14 protein-coding genes are annotated in these 17,926 nt (G+C 48.3%); 6 read left to right on the top strand and 8 right to left on the bottom strand.

The features are described from left to right. Positions 1-14: 14 nt before the first annotated feature. From HXW94_RS11785 to HXW94_RS11755, 7 genes are all read right to left on the bottom strand, one after another. Entirely contained in the window at positions 15-5,222 is a 5,208-nt protein-coding gene (locus tag HXW94_RS11785; protein WP_178367101.1) for a hypothetical protein, read from the bottom strand. A 64-nt stretch (positions 5,223-5,286) separates the two neighbouring features. Continuing rightward, positions 5,287-6,996, bottom strand: coding sequence for a type II secretion system ATPase GspE (gspE, locus tag HXW94_RS11780; protein WP_178367100.1), 1,710 nt, complete (start codon positions 6,994-6,996; stop codon positions 5,287-5,289). Continuing rightward, positions 6,996-8,957, bottom strand: coding sequence for a type II secretion system secretin GspD (gspD, locus tag HXW94_RS11775; protein ID WP_178367099.1), 1,962 nt, complete (start codon positions 8,955-8,957; stop codon positions 6,996-6,998). Before gspD ends, gspE begins: the two co-directional genes overlap by 1 nt. Before the next feature lie 11 nt (positions 8,958-8,968). Further along, positions 8,969-9,832: a type II secretion system protein N gene (locus HXW94_RS11770; RefSeq protein WP_178367098.1), complete on the bottom strand. Its 864-nt coding sequence runs from the start codon at positions 9,830-9,832 to the stop codon at positions 8,969-8,971. Next, positions 9,829-10,704, bottom strand: a complete 876-nt coding sequence (gspN, locus tag HXW94_RS11765) for a type II secretion system protein GspN (protein ID WP_178367097.1) — start codon at positions 10,702-10,704, stop codon at positions 9,829-9,831. The genes HXW94_RS11770 and gspN overlap by 4 nt, the downstream gene beginning before the upstream one ends. Positions 10,705-10,713: 9 nt before the next feature. Next, positions 10,714-11,241: a hypothetical protein gene (locus HXW94_RS11760; protein WP_178367096.1), complete on the bottom strand. Its 528-nt coding sequence runs from the start codon at positions 11,239-11,241 to the stop codon at positions 10,714-10,716. 33 nt (positions 11,242-11,274) lie between these two features. After that, positions 11,275-12,738, bottom strand: a complete 1,464-nt coding sequence (locus HXW94_RS11755; protein WP_178367095.1) for a type II secretion system protein L — start codon at positions 12,736-12,738, stop codon at positions 11,275-11,277. Between the two features lie 342 nt (positions 12,739-13,080). Here HXW94_RS11755 and gspG point away from each other — a divergent pair, with 342 nt between their 5' ends. Genes gspG through HXW94_RS11725 form a run of 6 tightly spaced genes read left to right on the top strand, consistent with a single transcriptional unit; the run spans position 13,081 to position 17,235 of the window. Then, on the top strand, positions 13,081-13,524 hold the full coding sequence (gene gspG / locus HXW94_RS11750) for a type II secretion system major pseudopilin GspG (protein WP_178367094.1): 444 nt from the start codon (positions 13,081-13,083) through the stop codon (positions 13,522-13,524). Next, entirely contained in the window at positions 13,517-14,044 is a 528-nt protein-coding gene (locus HXW94_RS11745; protein ID WP_218576690.1) for a prepilin-type N-terminal cleavage/methylation domain-containing protein, read from the top strand. Before gspG ends, HXW94_RS11745 begins: the two co-directional genes overlap by 8 nt. Next, on the top strand, positions 14,037-14,441 hold the full coding sequence (locus tag HXW94_RS11740) for a type IV pilus modification PilV family protein (protein WP_178367092.1): 405 nt from the start codon (positions 14,037-14,039) through the stop codon (positions 14,439-14,441). The genes HXW94_RS11745 and HXW94_RS11740 overlap by 8 nt, the downstream gene beginning before the upstream one ends. Next, positions 14,438-15,130 (top strand): PulJ/GspJ family protein, encoded by a 693-nt coding sequence (locus tag HXW94_RS11735; protein WP_178367091.1) that lies wholly within the window; start codon positions 14,438-14,440, stop codon positions 15,128-15,130. Before HXW94_RS11740 ends, HXW94_RS11735 begins: the two co-directional genes overlap by 4 nt. Then, positions 15,127-16,284: a type II secretion system minor pseudopilin gene (locus HXW94_RS11730; RefSeq protein ID WP_178367090.1), complete on the top strand. Its 1,158-nt coding sequence runs from the start codon at positions 15,127-15,129 to the stop codon at positions 16,282-16,284. The genes HXW94_RS11735 and HXW94_RS11730 overlap by 4 nt, the downstream gene beginning before the upstream one ends. 18 nt (positions 16,285-16,302) lie before the next feature. Further along, a complete protein-coding gene (locus tag HXW94_RS11725; protein ID WP_178367089.1) occupies positions 16,303-17,235 on the top strand; it encodes an Hsp33 family molecular chaperone HslO in 933 nt (310 codons plus the stop codon). 23 nt (positions 17,236-17,258) lie between these two features. Here the strand turns inward: HXW94_RS11725 and HXW94_RS11720 are convergent, their stop codons facing one another. Then, positions 17,259-17,816, bottom strand: coding sequence for a FlgO family outer membrane protein (locus HXW94_RS11720; protein ID WP_178367088.1), 558 nt, complete (start codon positions 17,814-17,816; stop codon positions 17,259-17,261). Positions 17,817-17,926 lie beyond the last annotated feature (110 nt).

Raw genomic sequence — 17,926 nt, 5'->3', positions numbered from 1 at the left:
ATGTATTTTCCTTATTAATTTTCTGTATCCCTATGGTCACCCAGTCTCTGAAGCCCCGTCAAGATATCCGGCAGGCCGATTTTTCCGTCTTCATCGGCGTCGGCCCCTTGCACCCCCAGGCATCCCTGGTTTCCCACCAGGGTTTTGAGGGGCTCAAAGATATCATCCATGAGATTGAATCCTTCAACCTCATCCGGGATTTTAAAATAATTACGCTGGGCTGTAAAGTATCCATGTATGGAAACATTATCCGGCTCAGTGACTCCGGGATCAGCCTCATACACATAAATCCGGTAATTATACGTTTCTCCGGGAGAGAGTAGGCCGTGGGGCACCATATATGACGTGGTATTCAGGATACCGGAACTATGGACCTGATTATTCCAGTGCCTGTAAACATTGACCTTGTAAAAATAAGGTCCGCCTTCGGGTGCATCCCACGCTATTTTGGGGTTGTCATTGCCGACCGTTTTTTCGCCGGCAGGCACCTTATATTCAACAAGGGGAACCGGGTTCTTGACCAGATCATCTTCAAACTTTGTGCTATTGCCATCTTCATCTTCAACCGTAAAGGTATATTTACCTTCGGGAATATCCGCCAGGCTGTCGAACATGATCTCTCCCCAGTAACAGGCACGAACACCATCCGCTTCCCAATGATAACCAAGTTCACAGGACAGCCCACCAGGAGCCGGTCCTTGAACAGCCACCGACTTGATGTTACCCGGCACACCGTCCTGATCCTCTACATCCAGACTGAAATTGAGGCCATACGACGGCTCACCGGTTACGGGGTGCTGAATATACGCGATATATGCACCGGAACTGTTCTCATCTATGACCGGGGCATGGGTCCCGCCGCTGCCGGCCGGTCCGGTCTTAAACAGCATGCCCTGGTTGCGGCTCCACGGGGATGCGGCGCCATGATCAACATTTTGGTCAAAGAATTGATCACGGCCGGTGATCCTGAAGCGATAGGGTTCATTTTCTTTCAAAAATCCAGGCGCCAAGGCGTACTGATTTTCCGTGGTGTCCAGATTAAAAACGTTATTATTCTCTTTATCATAAATTTCAATCCGGTAAAATGCCGGACCCGGCACATCATTCCAGTTGAATTCAACGCCGGTATGATCCACAACATCGGCGGTGATGGTTGACGCGTCCGGATAATGGATATATTCCGGCATCTGTGATAATATTTCTGTTACAGTCGTAGCGGTATGGCCATCTTTATCCGTGGCTTCAAAGGTATAGGTGCCGTACTGCACCGGAACAAAGGCATCCGTGTTAAACACCCCGCAATTATCGGATTCATCGTATTCGTATCGCAACGGTATTTTTGTGGTGCCATCCGGGAGTGTCACAGTCACGGCGTCAATATTCCCAACGCCCTGGGCGTCGTAGACCTGTATTCCAAAGTACAGGAAAACCCCCATATAGTCATTGTGCCATGTTGCTGCCCCTAATGTATCAGCCTGGATAAAAGGTGCTTCCGAATCACTTCCCGTAGCAAAGGCCGGGTAATCTCCATTGTCATCCCGCACGGGAAACGTGATATTTTCATCGGTCTCAAACCTGCCCATATGGGCATTTCCAGCCTCCAGCCGGTACTGATACTTGGTATTGGGGGCCAGGAATCCAGGAGGAATAGTGGTTTCAGTGGTATTGCCGGTATACCATTTGAGTATTGTATCCCCACGACTTCCGTCACCATTGACATTGTAAATACGGATGCGGTACCGGTTGGCACCGGCCACTTCATGCCAGCTGAACTTAGGCGTCGTGCCGTTTTCCTCACAGCTCAGATTAATACTTGCCGGCGGGGTCATGGGTTCGGAATCCAGCATATCAACAACAGATGCCTGAATTCCGTCCGGATCTACAACAACAAACTTCACACCGACAGCGCCCAGGTTGAACACTTCGGCAAAGTTCCCGGAATCAATCCAGGCGGAATAATGGCCTTTAATTTCACTCTTTTTAGCGTTAAAGTTGAGATACACCCTGGTATCGCCCCCTTCCATCACAACCTGGTTACCGAATTCATCCACGGGGAGGGCATACACCGTATGGGAGGAGCCGTCATGGGACACACCGTCATGATCCGCCACATTGACCCCTAAATCCAATCCGGGCGCCTGGCCTACATGCGCATATTTAACGGCGCCCCATCCGTCAAGATCAACGGCCGGCACCGCGCCATGGGTCAACACCGGGTCCATGGTAAATGTAATCCAGTCGGTGTGGGAGCGGTTATCCACCGCAATCCAGTCGGAATCGTCACATGCCCGGATACGGTATTTGTAGATTTTACCCGGCATCAGCTCCGGCAGGGTGCAGGTTGTCATCCCCCACGCTCTGCCGGTTTTGAAGGCATAATCCACGTCAACACCGGACACTTCCAGGCGATAGGCAATGCCGGTTCCCGGTGCGCTAACGCCCGGCCACCTGAAAATCGGTGTTTTTGAGTCTGTTTCTATACGAACCCGGCTGGTATCGACGATCGGGATGGTGATCAGATCTTTCTGGGTATCGCTCATTGTTCCCACCAGACCGTCGGATGTAGTGACCCGGAATGTATACTTGCCGAGTTTGGGTGACCCGGGCAGCGCATAGAACAGACAGGACAATTCATCTTCTCCTGCAGGGTCATCAAACTCGGCACCCTCTGCCGGCCAGATCTGAACCTGGTCTCCGTCCGGGTCCGTTACAATGACCTGTTTAATATCCCAAGTTCTGTATCCCTGACCCAGGTCAACATCAAAATAAGTACGGAACTGCCCGTCCGGGCAATGAACGTTTTTCACGTTAACAGCATCGATATGATCGGGAGGAACCTGGTCATCGACCTCTACGAAGACTGAATCATAGGTCTTGGTTTGGGCATTAAACGTCACCGTTCCCTCGCCGGTGCAGTCGCCGGCATTGAGAATACCGTTTTCGTCCCTATCCCAGAATACATAGAGGTACAGCGGTTCTGATGAATACGGCGCACCCGCCAGGGCAAAGGCCCCCGGCGTGTTAAGGTAGCCCCCGGTAATGGCGTCACCGGCATCCGTAGGCGGCTGAGCGGATTTGGAAAGATAATAGTAAATGTTGCCGCTGTCATGGTCCGGTACAGCAATGGTACAGGGCACGTCAAAAACCGGAGAGACCCGGGCGTTGATATCCACCCAATCCCCTTCCGGCAATATGTCCCACCAGGTATAAGCGTCAATCCAGTCCCCTCCAAATGTCTCAAGGGGTTTTTCAATGTGATTTACAGGAATCTTCCACTCCAGAAATCGAGTGCCTGCCCCGACATGGGTACTGTCAAACGCGCCACCGGAATACCACTGCCCTTGACTGTCGGTGTAATTGATACGTGATTTCCAGCCGGAATCGGAATTGTCATAATAGGCCTGAAACTCATATTTGTCCCGCCACCAGATATCTTCCTCCGGCTGGAAAGCAACCGTGTAATGCACCGAGTTGGAAAAATCCACCACCACCGGATCTCCGGCAAGTGCCATGGCACAGTACAGGTAATTATCATCCCGGGCAAGATAGACCTTGACAATATCTACTCCCTTGTTCGTTTCCCAGGTCGCCAAGCCTTCGGCAACCTGTGCCGTTTCCGGCCAGTCCGCATCATCTCCGTCCATAGCCATGGGTGTTGTGACTTTAGGGATCTCAAATACATGGTACCCCGGTTCCAGTTCCAGTTTTTCGGTCACCTGGGCGTTGTTGACAAAATCCGGGAAAAAACCGTTCATCACAGGCTCCGGCAATGTATCTTTCAGCGGTTCACCCATGACATCAAATTCCGGCAGGTGGTCTCTGATATCGAGTTTTTCCTTCTCTGGTGCTGTGGCGTTGCCGAAAATTGCGTTGAAATCCACCCGCTCCAAATCATCTCTCTCTTCGCCTGTCAAATCGGCTGTGAAATCATTATTCCGGGTTTCGTCGAATTCCGCCCCATTAAATTCCTGGTAGGATAATGTGCCGGTAATTTTTCCATTTTCATCATTCAGGGTGCCGTTCAAAACAATACGATGATCCCCCCAGTACGCAAGTATCATGGAAATTTCACTCTGATCGTTTATATCCCAGGAAAGAATATCCCCCCATACTGTATGCCCATCTATGTAGCCATGGAATTCCATGTCCTCCGTCCTGTAAACTTTTCCGTTCCCCAATTCTCCTTTTTCCAGTTCAATAAAAAAGAGATTTTCTTGAGAATCAGTACCCTGCCAGTTTAAAACGACAGGGTGTACCGTCATGGGCCGGTTTTCCGTCAGGGAGTCAAGCCCTTCGGAAAACATATTGATGATGTTATCCAGCATCATCTCGTCCCCTTCATCCTCCAGGACGAAAAAATCGTTGTCCTGGGAGCCAGGTAGTTCCGCAGCCAGGGCTTGGGATGCGGCCACCAGCAAATCATAGGAACGCTGCAGGGCAGCCTTGGCCTGATCCAGCTGTTCACTGCCGGTGGCATCAAGTGTTAAGAAATCAGGATACTTGGTGAGGAACTGATTTATGAAATCCGTTGGAAGATCCGCCATACCCGCATTCAACAGGGCCACCAGGTCATTGGCATCGGCGGCGTCTAGATCATAGGCCGAGAAAACAAGGGCGACGGCCTTAATGGCGTTCAGAGCGCTTTTAACAAAAAGGATATCTGTATAGTCCACCTCAATGCCGGAGATTTCATCTACTTCCTGCCCGGTCAAGGTGAGGGCATAATTCGATGTAACGACGTCAAGGTCGGCAAGCGCATCATTGATAATTCCAACAAGGCCCTTATTGATAACGCCCCTGATCTCGTCTCCGTTGGGAAGCGTACCCGGGGGATTAAAGAGTCCGCCCAGCTCAGGTACCTCATCATAGGGAGCCGCCATACTTATAAGCCGGTCCGAAATAATGGGAATGCCCATGGCTGAAATGACATCTGCGGCATTTTGATATCCACTGCCGGCACTCGGTGACAGGGCAAAACCCACCATGCGGGTAACGGCCCTGAATACCCGGGCATTCTGATTCGTGGGATCGGCGGTAACGGCATCTTTAAATTTCACATCCGCGTCCAGTATATTTTGATAGGTCGGGTTGGCGTTGCTGAAAAACAGCGAACGGCCCTGATCAACAAGATCCTGGGATGCGTCTGAAGAAATAGCAGGCCCTGAAGCGATACCCAAACAAAAAAGGGTTAAGGTAAAAATTGTGAAAAACCTTTGAAGCATTTTCTCCTCCTAAATAGAACACGCATGGGTAAATAAAAAAACAGGCGCATTGAAACGAAAAGCCTTAACCCTGGGTAACACGCAACACCTCTTCTATGGTGGTCATCCCGGCAAAAATCTTATCAATGCCGTCTTGAAGCAGGGTGCTCATGCCCTCTGCCACAGCGGCCTGCCTGATTTTACCCGAGTCTGAAGTGGTGAGGATCAAGGTCTTGTGTACCTGATTGAGTACCAGAATTTCAAATATGGGCATTCGCCCCTTATACCCGGTATTAAAACATTTGCTGCAGCCCACGGCCCGAAAAACCGATTTTCCTTCAAAATCTTCAGGGGAAAGCCCTAATGTTTTCAGCGCAGAGGCATCGGGGATATAGGCTTCCTTGCACGCCGGGCACAATACCCGGATCAAGCGCTGGGCAATGACAGCCCTGACCGCCGAGGATATCAGGAATGGTTCGATGCCGATGTCCACCAAGCGCGTAATGGCGCTGGCGGAATCATTGGTATGAAGGGTGGAAAGTACCAGATGTCCCGTCAAAGCGGACTGAACCGCAATGGAAGCGGTCTCCTGATCACGGATTTCACCGATAAGAATGACATCCGGGTCCTGCCGGACAATGGATCTCAGGCTCTTGGCAAAGGTCAGGCCGATTTTTGAATTCACCTGGATCTGACTGATGCCTTTCAATTTATATTCAACCGGGTCCTCCACGGTAATGATGTTGATATCCGGCTTGTTGATCTCAGAAAGCATGGCGTACAGGGAGGTGGTCTTACCGCTGCCCGTGGGGCCGGTCATGAGTACAATACCGTTGGGCAGGGCGGAAAGCCGGCGAATAAGGGCAAGGCTTTCATGGGCAATGCCGAATTCCGACAGTTTCAGCAAAGAACTGGATTTATCCAGGAGACGAAGCACGGTCCGCTCCCCAAGGGCTGTGGGGATGGTGGAGATACGGATATCAATATCCTTGTTACCGATGCGGACCTCAATGCGGCTGTCCTGGGGAAGCCTTTTTTCGGCAATATCCATGTCGGCCATGACTTTAATCCGGGTGATCAAGGAGGATTGTATCCATTTGGGCGGCTCCAGGAGATCATATAATATCCCGTCGATCCGGTAACGGACCTTTAAATTATCCGTTCCGGGTTCAATATGGATGTCACTGGCCTTGGCCTTTACCGATTGGGAGATAATATGGTTGACAAGCTTGATGATCGGCGCATCACTGGTGTCGTCCAGAAGGTCCGATGTTTGTTTAATCTGGCTGAGGATACTGGTGTCGTCTTCCATATCATCAACGATTTTCTGGGCACTGTCACTTTTTTTATCATAAAAATTATTAATGGCGGAAAGAATTTCTTTCCTTGTTGACAGCACCATCCGGTATTTCTTTATTTCCAGGATGGCACGCAAGTCATCCACCGCCTGGAGGCTGTCCAGGTCATTAAGGGCAATAAGGGTTTCTTCCGGACCGTTTCCCGCTTTATTTTCCTTTATGACGGGAACAATGGCATATTTTTTTAAAAAATGGATGGGAATCTCATTGGTAAATTCCAGGTCGGCCCCGGAAAGAGCCAATTCTGCATTAAACGGGATGCCTGAGAGTTCTTCCTGGGCTTTGAGCAGATCTTTTTCAGAAATGAATTTTTTTCGGAGCAGGGCGTCTTTTAACGCCCCCCCATGCTTGGCTTTTGATTTTTCAGCGTCTGCCAGCTGTTCTTCAGACAGCCCGAATCGCACCTTCAGCAGGGCTGAAATTCCCTTTGCCTCCATTATTCAGCACTGCCTTTCGCGGCAGGTTCATCTGCGCCTCTATACATCGGGATCTGTGTTTCAGTCAGATCTTCGATACTCTCCTTTTTTTCCTGATAGACTTTTTGCGCTTCAGCCGGATTCTGGATAATCCTGGGGGTTAAAAAAATATAGAGATTGGTTTGGATACCGCTCTTACTCTTGGATTTAAACAGATTCCCTAATACCGGAATACCGCCAAGACAAGGCGTTTGCTGATCAACTGAACTTAAATCTTCGCCAATCAGACCGCCAATAACAACAGTGGCGGCATCCTTGACCACCACCGTGGTCTCAGCTGTTCGTTTAAGCGTCGTTGGTGTATTGGCGACATCTGCTGTGGATGATGTGGAAAGCTTTTCCGTTTTCTGATAAATATTCAGCCGGACAAACCGTCCCTGGCTGATCTGGGGCGTGATTTTAAGATTGACACCCACATCTTTGTACTCATAGTTATTGTATGTGGAATCGCCGGAACTGTTGGATGTCAGGTAGGGAACATTTTCCCCAACACTGATCTCCGCTTCTTCATTGTCCGTCGTTAGAATCTGGGGTGTTGAAATGATACGAACCTTTTCATTGGTCTTCACCGCTTTAATCGCCGCGCCAAGACTTTGGAAGGTAATTCCCCCGATGGTGATGGCTTCACTCATAATCCCGACTGAAAATCCACCGGCCAACGCAGCGCTTCCGTCTGTAACCGACGGTAAACTATTGATCCCGTTACCTGTTGCATTGAACCCGCCGAATGCAACGGATTCATTTGTGTCAATTTCCCCGGCAGACGTTCCAAAATTCCACTCCACGCCCAAGGCAAAGTCATCCGTATCCCGGACCTCCATGATAAGTGCTTCTATATAGACCATGGGGCGGGGGATATCCAATTTTTTTACAATACCCTCCAAAACCTGGTAATCGTCCTTGTCCGCCATGATGATCAGGCTGTTGGTGGCTGCATCATGGGTGATTTTGACCTTGTCTGAAACCACCGGCGCAATTTTTTTGCCCTCTTCTTTTTTGTTGACAGTACCGGAAAAGGCCTGAAGCACTGTAGCCAGGTCTTCGGCTTTTGCATTTTCAAGATAAATGACCCGGATCTTGGCATCGCTTTTGGGCACCTCCTGATCCATGATTTTTAACAATTCCAGAACCTTTTCCGTATCAAAGTCATTGGCCAGAAGAATAATTGAGTTGGTCCGTTCGTCGGCCACGAACTGGCTCTGTTGATCAATTGTCATCTTCTTTCCCCGTTGAACCTGGGCCTTGAAAAGAGAGGAAAGGGTTTTTACCAGTTTTTCTGCATTGGCAAACTGAACCGGGAACACCGTGATCTTCCGCCCGACATCCTTTACATCAATCACTTCAATGATTTTTATCAGGCGTTTTATATTTGAATAGACATCCGTAATAATAGCGGTATTGGTCGGCTCATAAGCCAGAAAGATGCTTCCTTTTGAAATCATGGGCGTGAAAAGCTGTTTGATCAAATTCACATCAGCGTAATTCAGGGGAATGAGCTGGGTAACGATTTTATCTTCAGTTACGCCGGGTGTGTTTTTCAGCCGCGTTTCAACATTTTTTTCCCTGGCGACCGGCATGGGGATGATTTTTGATACTTCTCCGGATTCAACAGCTGTAAATCCATGAACTTCCAGCACAGACTCAAAGACCCGGTAGGCTTCCTTAACGGTTATCTTGCCCGGCGAAATAATACTGACATTGCCTTTAACCCGGTTGTCAATGATAAAATTTTTCTGGGTCAGCTCACTGATAAACTTGATGAACACCCTGATATCAACTTCATCGAAATCAATGGAAACATATTTTTCCGACTCAGTGCCGGCCGGGTCCCCGAAAGCCGTCTGCCACGTTCCAAAAACAAACGCGCAAACAGCAAATATGATCATTATATGCTTGCACATTTTACGATACTTATGCATCATTAACACCCACCTTATTGAATTGAATACCGTATGGTTTTCGATTTTCCGTATCTCTTGATCTGAACATCGGCCGCCACATCCCCGTCAGCATTGCTGAACATCGAATAAATTCTGGCAACATCAGCAATTGATTTCAACTCGTGATCATCCACCGCAGAAATAATATCTCCGTTTCTCAACCCAAGGGTCTTATAAAATACAGAGTCATTTTTTATGCTGGTAATCCTGAACCCGTCCATTTTTCCCTTGAAATAATGGGGCCTGACCCTGACCTGCCGGCGCAGGTCGGCAATTTGGGATTTCATTTCATTGACCTGATTCCCACTCAGCTGGATTAAATCTTCAATATCACCGCCTCCTGCAGCCGACCGCCCTGCCCTTTTGCTTTTGGAGGCTTTCATCACCAGTAATTCTTCTTTTCCGTCCACCAGCAACACGACCTTACCCCTCAAAATAGTCTTAATCCTGGCGCGGTCAACCGTATCCCCCTCCTGGTAGAGTTTCCCCTTTCTATCCCCTTTTGCCTTTATAATGGCTGCAGGATCAGAACCGGTACCGGTGATCGTTCCTTTGAGCTCAAGTTTCAGACCCGTAATCTTGGCATTGGCTCCCGGGGGCGGCTTCTTTTGAGGAATCGGTTTTGCCGGTGGCCTTTTGGCTTTACCGGTCTTAAAAAGATCCCGCTGGGTCACCTTGCGATAGTGGGACTGGCTCCTATGAATCTTTTTATCCGCCACCGACGCCCTCTGTTTTGTAATACTCAGGGGAGCAGGTTTAACCAGCTTTCCGGCATAATAATCATAAAAAGCCGCCGCCATTGAATCGGCAATAAAAAAAATAAGGCCCAGGTTAATCAGGGTAAACAGATAGTTCATCCTCCCCCCTTATCCATTGTGATCGCCGGATTTTCAAGCGTACCCCGGATTTTGAGATGTAATACCACATTGTCCGTTTGCCCCCTTCTGACCTGCCTGGGCGACGCATTGCCCGCGTCCATGAAAAACAGGGGATAGAGTACGAAAGCTGTATTTAGATGAAGTCCCGTCTTTCCAATGGAGCGGCCCGGCCGCAATGTGCCGGAGACCTCAACATCCATTCGAGGACCCTTGAAGTTACAATTTTTTATCTGGATTTCATTTTCTCCTTGGGACTGAAAAGCAATCTGTCCTTTGGAAAAGGAGAACTGCCGGATGCCGAAAAGCGGTTCAGGAAAGTCCAATGCCAAGCGCCCCCAGTTGAACTCGCCATTCAGTTCAGCCATATGTCCTTTGTCAATCCGGGCCTCGGCGCTGCCGTTCAACATACCGCTGAGCCTGCATCCTGAAAGGTCCGGACCGAGATTCACACCGGCAGGTTTGAGTGATTCAAAAACAGCGTTAAGGCGCAGGCTTTTGCTGTCATCGCTCCCGACCACGGCATGTCCTGAAACCCGTCCTCCAAACGGATGAAGTTCAAAGAGAACCTCCCGTTCCGCCCGGGTTAAAGAAGCCAGGTTGAGGGAAATTCGACTATCCCCAAGCGCGACAACAGGGCTGCCCTGCCAGTTTAAAATAATATTTTCTGCAGCCGCACCAAAGGGTAGCGCAGGCGAAAGCGCCTGGAAATCCAGGGAACCCCGTCGGTCCACCCGGGAAAGTTCCCGGTTAATAACCTCTCCGGCAAGATCCCCGGGAAATCTGTAATACAGGGCAAAAACCAGGGTACCTGCAAAAAAGAGGATATATCCGGCTATCTTGAGTTTCATCATGCCCCTTTCTCAGGTGTTTACCGTTTCCACATCTAGTACAGCGCTGATGGTATCTGTTTTTTTGCCGTCCCTGGAGATGGCAAGCCGTTTGACAAAAACAACATTTTTTGATGTTTCAACAAGGTAAAGATAAGAGGTCAGCTGGGATAGGTTGATGCCTTTAAGCTTCATTTTCACCAGAGAGAATTCCACCTTTGAATCTTTGTCCACCGATGTTGAGGGTTTCATATAGTCAATATGCTTGTCTACACCGGATTTGACCGCCAGATTCTCCAAAAAGGCGAACAGGGTAAACCCTTTTTCCCGGCCGGAATAAATAGACTTGAGGTTCCGGCTTTTATTCAGGACACGCGCATATTCCCCTTTGAGCTGGATGAGCGTTTCCAGGGATTCCTTTTTCAGGGCAAGCTGCCTTTCCATGATCTCGCGTTTTTCCAGAAAAGGAACGATTCCCCAATGGTAAAAAATTGTGGCAAGGATCAAAAGGCCGGCAACGCAGACCGATAATTGTTCCCGCTTGTTCATTCGCAGAGCCAAGTTATGTGCATCTCCTTTAGAGCCATGGACATGTTAAAGTATAATTTTCATACTGAACTTTACACGGTTTTCAATTTTGTCCATTGAAGCGGAGTTGATTTCCACTTCTTTAAAAATGACAATTTTTTGAAAATAATTTTTCATCCGGTCCACCGCATTGAACTGGTCTGCACTACCCGTCACCATCAGGCTGCTTTCCGTCCTGACAAACCGGGTAAATAGAATATCCAGTGATGCCGGCAGGGCCTGGCTGATCTCATTGAGCAGGTCAATATTCAGGGCATGATCATCCATAATCGCCACAGCACCTTTTTTTCGAGCCTCATCAAGCTTTACCTGCATCTGCCGGACCGGATCCACAATATTGTCCACATCTGGAAAGACGGATTGAAACTCCTGGCGGAGCCGACTGTCTAAATCTGCAATTTCCCCCTGAGCGGCGTTCATTTTCATAAATGGGGCAGTTCCCCATACGATCAGGGCGCAGACCAGCAGACTGCAGGTAAAAATCAGGCTGGACCTGTAGTCCTGAAAGAAAATAACAATCTCTGATAGCTTTCGATGAAAATTATAAATTTCAAATCCGCCGGCGTCACACATGGCCATGGCCGCAGCATCCTGAACGGCTTTTTTTTCTCCGGAATCAAAAAATCGAGACATGCGCGCATCTGCATCGGCGCCGGCCGGATCGAACAGCTCGACCGGAATGCCGGTTCTTTCCTCAATGGCTTTTGTCATGTCGCCATAGCCATTTTCAATATCAGAAAAAGAAAGTTTCCGGATTCCTTGACCGTCATCCAGCATTTCATTCACTGCCAGGCAGGTAACGGAAATAAAGCCCAGCATCCCGTCCTGCCCCTCATCAGAATCTATTCCGCAGGCCCTGGCAAAAAAGATTTCCCCGTTCCCCAGGGCATAAAAGGCAATCAGTCCCTGTTCAACATGGAGATAGGCAAACGCGTCCTCCTGCGCCGTCAGCTTTGCCAGGGCAACCGCAGAAGCATAACCGCTTCCCACGGTAAATATATCCGGGCTGATATTGCCTGTCTCAAAGACGGCATTAAACCGCTCAAGCATCTTATGATCAATACTTGCGGCACTCACCCGGCCGTTATCGACACCGGTTCCGGGCAGGGTTTGTGCGGGCAAAAGACGGAATTCAGTTTTAAAATCGCCACCAGCCAGGGGAAGGAAATTTTCCAGTTCAAAATCAATGATCTGTTCTATTTTTTTTCTGCTTTTAAACGGGAGTTCCAGGGTTCTGAACAAAAAACAATCAGCCGGTACACCGACGATGCACTTATCATAGTTGGTTTGTATCGTTTCCGAAATTTGTGCCAACGTACGCCCAAGCCCAGAAAAATAATCTGAATCTGCGTCAACCTCAATGGGCAGCACCATTGATTCGAGCGTATGCATCCCCTTAAGGCTGTGGGATAATAAAACGGAACAGACTTTCGTTTTTTGAATATCAATGGCTAATAATTTACTGCTCATCTCTCAAAAACAACCTTTTAGGCTTGGGTGGCTGACGATTTTTGAACGACTGTTTGAGTGCCGTTCAAGCTCACTCTATACTCTTAACCGATTTTATGCAAGCCTGTTGCCGCTGTCCTTCAGGGCAATGGCATAAAAAAATGGCATAATTTCTAATTTTTATAAATTCAAATAGTTAAAAAATCAAAATTCTTAAAGAGAACACAAAAAATGCGGCACTCTTCTTTGAGGACATGATTATATTCCCAATAGTAAATGGTTTTCAATAGTTCAAATATCTGATACAAGCTGAAGATCTATCAGGCAAGGATTCAAATCATATATGCGGAGGTCGAAATTCACATGCACAAAAAATTAATACACAACAGCAGAGGCTTTTCTCTGATCGAACTGATGGTGGTCATCGTGATTTTAGGTATACTTGCCGGCATGATCATGCCCCGGCTGATGGGTCGAACCGATGATGCAAAAATCACCAAGGCGCAAGTGGATATCAAAGCCTTGTCAACGGCTTTGAAACTCTACAAACTGGACAACGGAGATTACCCCACTACCGAACAGGGGCTGAAGGCCCTGATTGAGCCCCCGGAACAGGAAGGCACGGGCAACTGGAAAAAAGGGGGATACCTGGACCAGAAAAGTCTGCCCAAAGATCCCTGGGGCCGGGAGTTCATTTATCTGAGCCCGGGTACCCACAATGACTTTGACATTATCTCCTACGGTGCCGACGGGGTTCCGGGCGGTGAAGACAAAAACAAAGATATCAAAAGCTGGGAAATTGATTAGCGTCCGGGATCAAGCTGCCTTTTCCCTCATGGAATTGATCGTGGTGCTGTTCATTCTGGGCCTCATGGCCGCATTTGCCGTACCCAATTTCGGCGGCAGGATGTTCAGAGATGATACGGAAACCTTCATCAACTGGGTGGTGTTCAATGCAGGGCGGTTCAAAAAAGAGGCAAAACTTTCCCGTTCGGTTCTTGTTATGGGCTACCACCCGGAGGCACACCGCTTCCTCGTAAAAAAAGAAACGCCTGAACAAGGTAACATAGAAGAAGACCTGGACAATGAGGCTGAAAACCATCTGATTTCAGATTATCAATTACCGGACGGCATCAGGATAGAAGAAATCCGTGTCAACGGGACACGCTTAACGGAAAGCGAATCCGGCATCCGCTTTTATCCCAAAGGATATTCCGACCATGCGCTTATTTATATTTCAAACGACAATAACCGGGAATACACCTTGGTCATTGAACCCTTTCTTCAACGGGTAGCGGTCCATCAAGGGGAATACCGGTTTGATTAAGGCCTGCAATAAGGGATTTACCCTCCTGGAAATTCTTGTGGCCGTTGCCATTATCGCCATTGCCTTTACAGGCATTCTCAAGCTGTATTCTCAATCCGTGGCCATGGCCATCCGGTCTAATTTCTATGCCAAAGCCCCGCTTCTGGCTGAAAAAATCATTGCCGAATGGGAAGCGGGGATGCTGGCCCAAGGCACCCCTTTTACCATTGAATCTCCGCTTGAAGAATTCAAAGGGTATAATTTTGAAATCCAGGAACAGGCACTGGATCCCGGTGAACTTTTATCTGAAAACGCCAAAGACAGTCAGGCCGAACTCGTTGAACTCACCTGTACGGTATCCTATAATAACGGCGAATTTACATACAAGACAAAAACATTGAAACTTATCGCTCAATGAAAGTCATCATACAAAATAAAGGGTTTACCCTGGTTGAGCTGCTCCTGGCCCTCAGTATATTTGCCGCGGTGATGTCCACCCTGTTCCTGACCTTCAACACCATTGTCTCCAATGTAAATCCCATGAAAAACGGTTTGGACAACGCTGAGGCTGCGGCCAATGCCGTACGCCGGATCTCCGCAGACCTGAAATCCCTGTGCCTTACACACGAACCGGCCTACGTCCCTCCGGATAACGACGGGTCCGTGGCGCCTGACCGGTTCCGCTTTGTTTCCTCATCGACCGCCATCGGAAGCACCTCCTTTTCCAGCCTGAGGTTTGCCTCATTTGAACACCTGCCCATGGGCACAGCCGATGACGACCGCATCGGGATTATCTCCTATTTTGCCCAGCAGATCCCCGACGGCAGCGTTGTCCTGAAAAGAAAAGATATCGCGGCTATTTTTTACAACGAAGATGACCAGGACAAAACAGGGCGTGCCCCGGTGGTCTGTGAGCGGGTCACCGCCTTTGAACTCGAGTTTATCGATCAGGAGGGTGAGGTCCACAGCAGCTGGGATTCAGATGCGTCCGACGTTGACTTCAGTACGCCTCTGGCCGTTCGGATCAAACTTAAAGTCGGAACCGCCGATCACAGGGATATTTTTGCCGCCACCGTACTGCTTCCCACATCAAGGCAGAAACAATGATCACGCTACCGTCTTTATCGCCTCCCCTGAAAAACCAGAAAGGTATGGCCCTTCTGGTCACCCTGTCCATCATTGCGGTTATACTGGCGGTATCATTTGAAATGAACCGCCGGGTCAGATTGCGTATCATGACCACAGCGCAGGATAAGACAGAATACATTCTTGAAGAGACTGCCCGGACCGGCCTGGAGATCGCCAAAGCCGTCCTGCAGCAGGATGCTTCGGAAAATCATATCGACTCTGTCCAGGACAAGTGGGCTGATCCCGATTTTTTAAATGCGCTTATCACTTCCCTGGGATACGCCCGGGAAACTCTGTCCCTGACCATCACCGATGAATTGGGTAAAATCCAGGTCAACGCCCTGGTCAAAGAATTTCCCGGCCACGTCATCAATCCGGAGCAACGGACTATCTGGGAAAACCTGCTCTCCTTTTTCATCAGCAAAGACAAATCCGAAGACGAACGAGATCCGGATGAAATCATCAACTGCCTGAAAGACTGGCTGGACAGCAACGACGATGACCTCATCACCGGTGTATCAGGGGCTGAATCCGATTATTACCAGTCCCTTTCGCCCCCCTATGACTGTGCCAACAGACCAATCTACGACCTGAACGAACTATTCAGGGTCAAGGGCATCACCAAAGATTTTTTAGCAATTTCCCAGGACATGGCAAATTTTTTTTCCGATATGATAGGAGAAGTTCCGGACCTGACACCGGAAAAGCTGTTCACGGCTTTTGGTGCGCAGCACAACGTATCAAAAGACAAAGGTATAAAAAAATATAATTACCCTGGAAAAATAAACATCAACACCGCCCCCATACCTGTAATCGCTGCCATTCTTCCATGGGGAAAACAGGACCTGGCCGTTGCGATTGACGCCTACAGGAGCGAGAAATCTGATGAATCTGATGAAGAATCCTTCACAAACAATCTGGGCAGAAAAGGCTGGTATGCGGATGCTGCCGGTCTTACATCCGAAGAAAAGGCGGCTATGGAAAAAAAAATAACCTACCGCAGCCATATTTTTTCCGTTGAATCCCAGGCCACCGCCAATGGCCAAAGCCTGACGCTTCAGAATATCATTCTCAGGAAAAAGGATAAAAACGGCAAATGGTATTGTAAACCGTTGGTGCAGAGAATAAAGTAAAAGATAGGTTACAGGCAAATGATAAAAAAAGACATATTTAACCATGATGTAAAAGCCCGGTTCCAGGCATCAGCCAAAGAACGGCTGTACCGTTTTTTAATGGCGGATGACCAGATCAAAGGGGTGGTGGTACATGCCACCCGGATGATCAAAGAGATGCAGGCAAACCATGATCTGGGGCCTTTGGAGACGCTGGTTCTGGGCCAGGCTTACATTGCTGCGACCTTGATGAGCGCCCCCCTGAAAGGCCGAGATAAGATTGCAATGAATATCCAGTGCTCCGGCCCCATAAAAGGTCTTGATGTAAAGGCCAATGCCTTTGGGGAGATCTGCGGATATTTAAAAGCCAACCCGATTCAAGTGAAAAATCCGCAAAAAATCAAGCGGTTGTCAACGCTTTATGGGGCGGGTTTTCTGTCGGTGACCAGGTATATTAGTGGGGATACAAACCAACCCTATACCGGCCAGATTGCCCTGGTTCACGGCTCCATTGCCGAAGATCTGGCTGAATATTTTCTGACCTCGGAACAGATTCCTTCCGGCTTCAAACTGAGCGTAGCCTTTGATGAAAATGAAAATATTATCGGTGCAGGCGGTATATTCCTGCAGGCCCTACCTGGTGCCCAACCGGACAACGTTGTCCAGGCCGAAACCATGATCAACGGAATCGACGCGTTAGGCCACCGCTTTGCCCTAAATCAGACACCGGAATCCATCATTGAGACGGGTTTTGCCGATCTGTCACCGCGATTCCTCGACAGTTCCCGGGTAGAATTTTACTGCCGGTGCGCAAAGGATCGAATGGCAGACCACCTAAAGAACCTGCCTAAAGAAGACCGTACCGATATCCTGGCAAACGGCCCCTTTCCATTGGAACTTCGATGCCATCACTGCAATTCAGTTTATCGGTTCAGCCAAAAGGAGTTAACCGGAATTTTTAACTTAATATAGTCACTCATAAATTCTGATATTACTTATTCCCAATCTATTTCATCTGTTTTAGAAATAAAGCATTTTGAGCAGCCGATGACGTTTGAAACCGGATCAATTATCTTTAAGCATACATGAATATCCCGATATCCAGCTTTGCTAACCGCATAAGTACCAACAACTATAGCCTGGACATCATGTTTCATTGCAATATCCTGAATATCCCGTGACAGGATGAATTCCCCTTGATTCCTTTTGATGTAAATCTGATGCTGGTTCATCTTCAGTTCTTTCACAGGGTATCCTAACTGAGAAAATCTGTTTGCAATAATTTCAGCAGACATTCTACCAAAAGTTGATGAACTATGAAGATCATCCACAGAAACAATACTGGTCACGATAATTGGTTTTGTTTTATCTAAGCTGTTTATACAGTTATTCAGCAGTTCATCAACGGCATCAATCGTCTCCGTCCTTAGATTCCGCACCTTGGGTTTATGAATTTCATCCTGTGGCGATGGGGTATGAATCTGGCAGGAACACAGTACAAACAAAAAAATAATAGAAATAATAAATTTAAAAACTTTCATAAAATGCGGCAAGGAAACCCCTGAGTCTTTAGCTCAGGGGAGGAATTGCCGCCCTCCTTATAATAATTTAGTAGCCATGCACCGGACCTTAGCACGTCGTATTGTAGGAATAACCGTCAGAT

The organism is Desulfobacter latus (genome assembly GCF_013389365.1).
Classification (GTDB): Bacteria; Desulfobacterota; Desulfobacteria; order Desulfobacterales; family Desulfobacteraceae; genus Desulfobacter; species Desulfobacter latus.
Note: the sequence above shows the minus strand (reverse complement) of the source record. Positions and strands in the feature narration are given on the sequence as shown.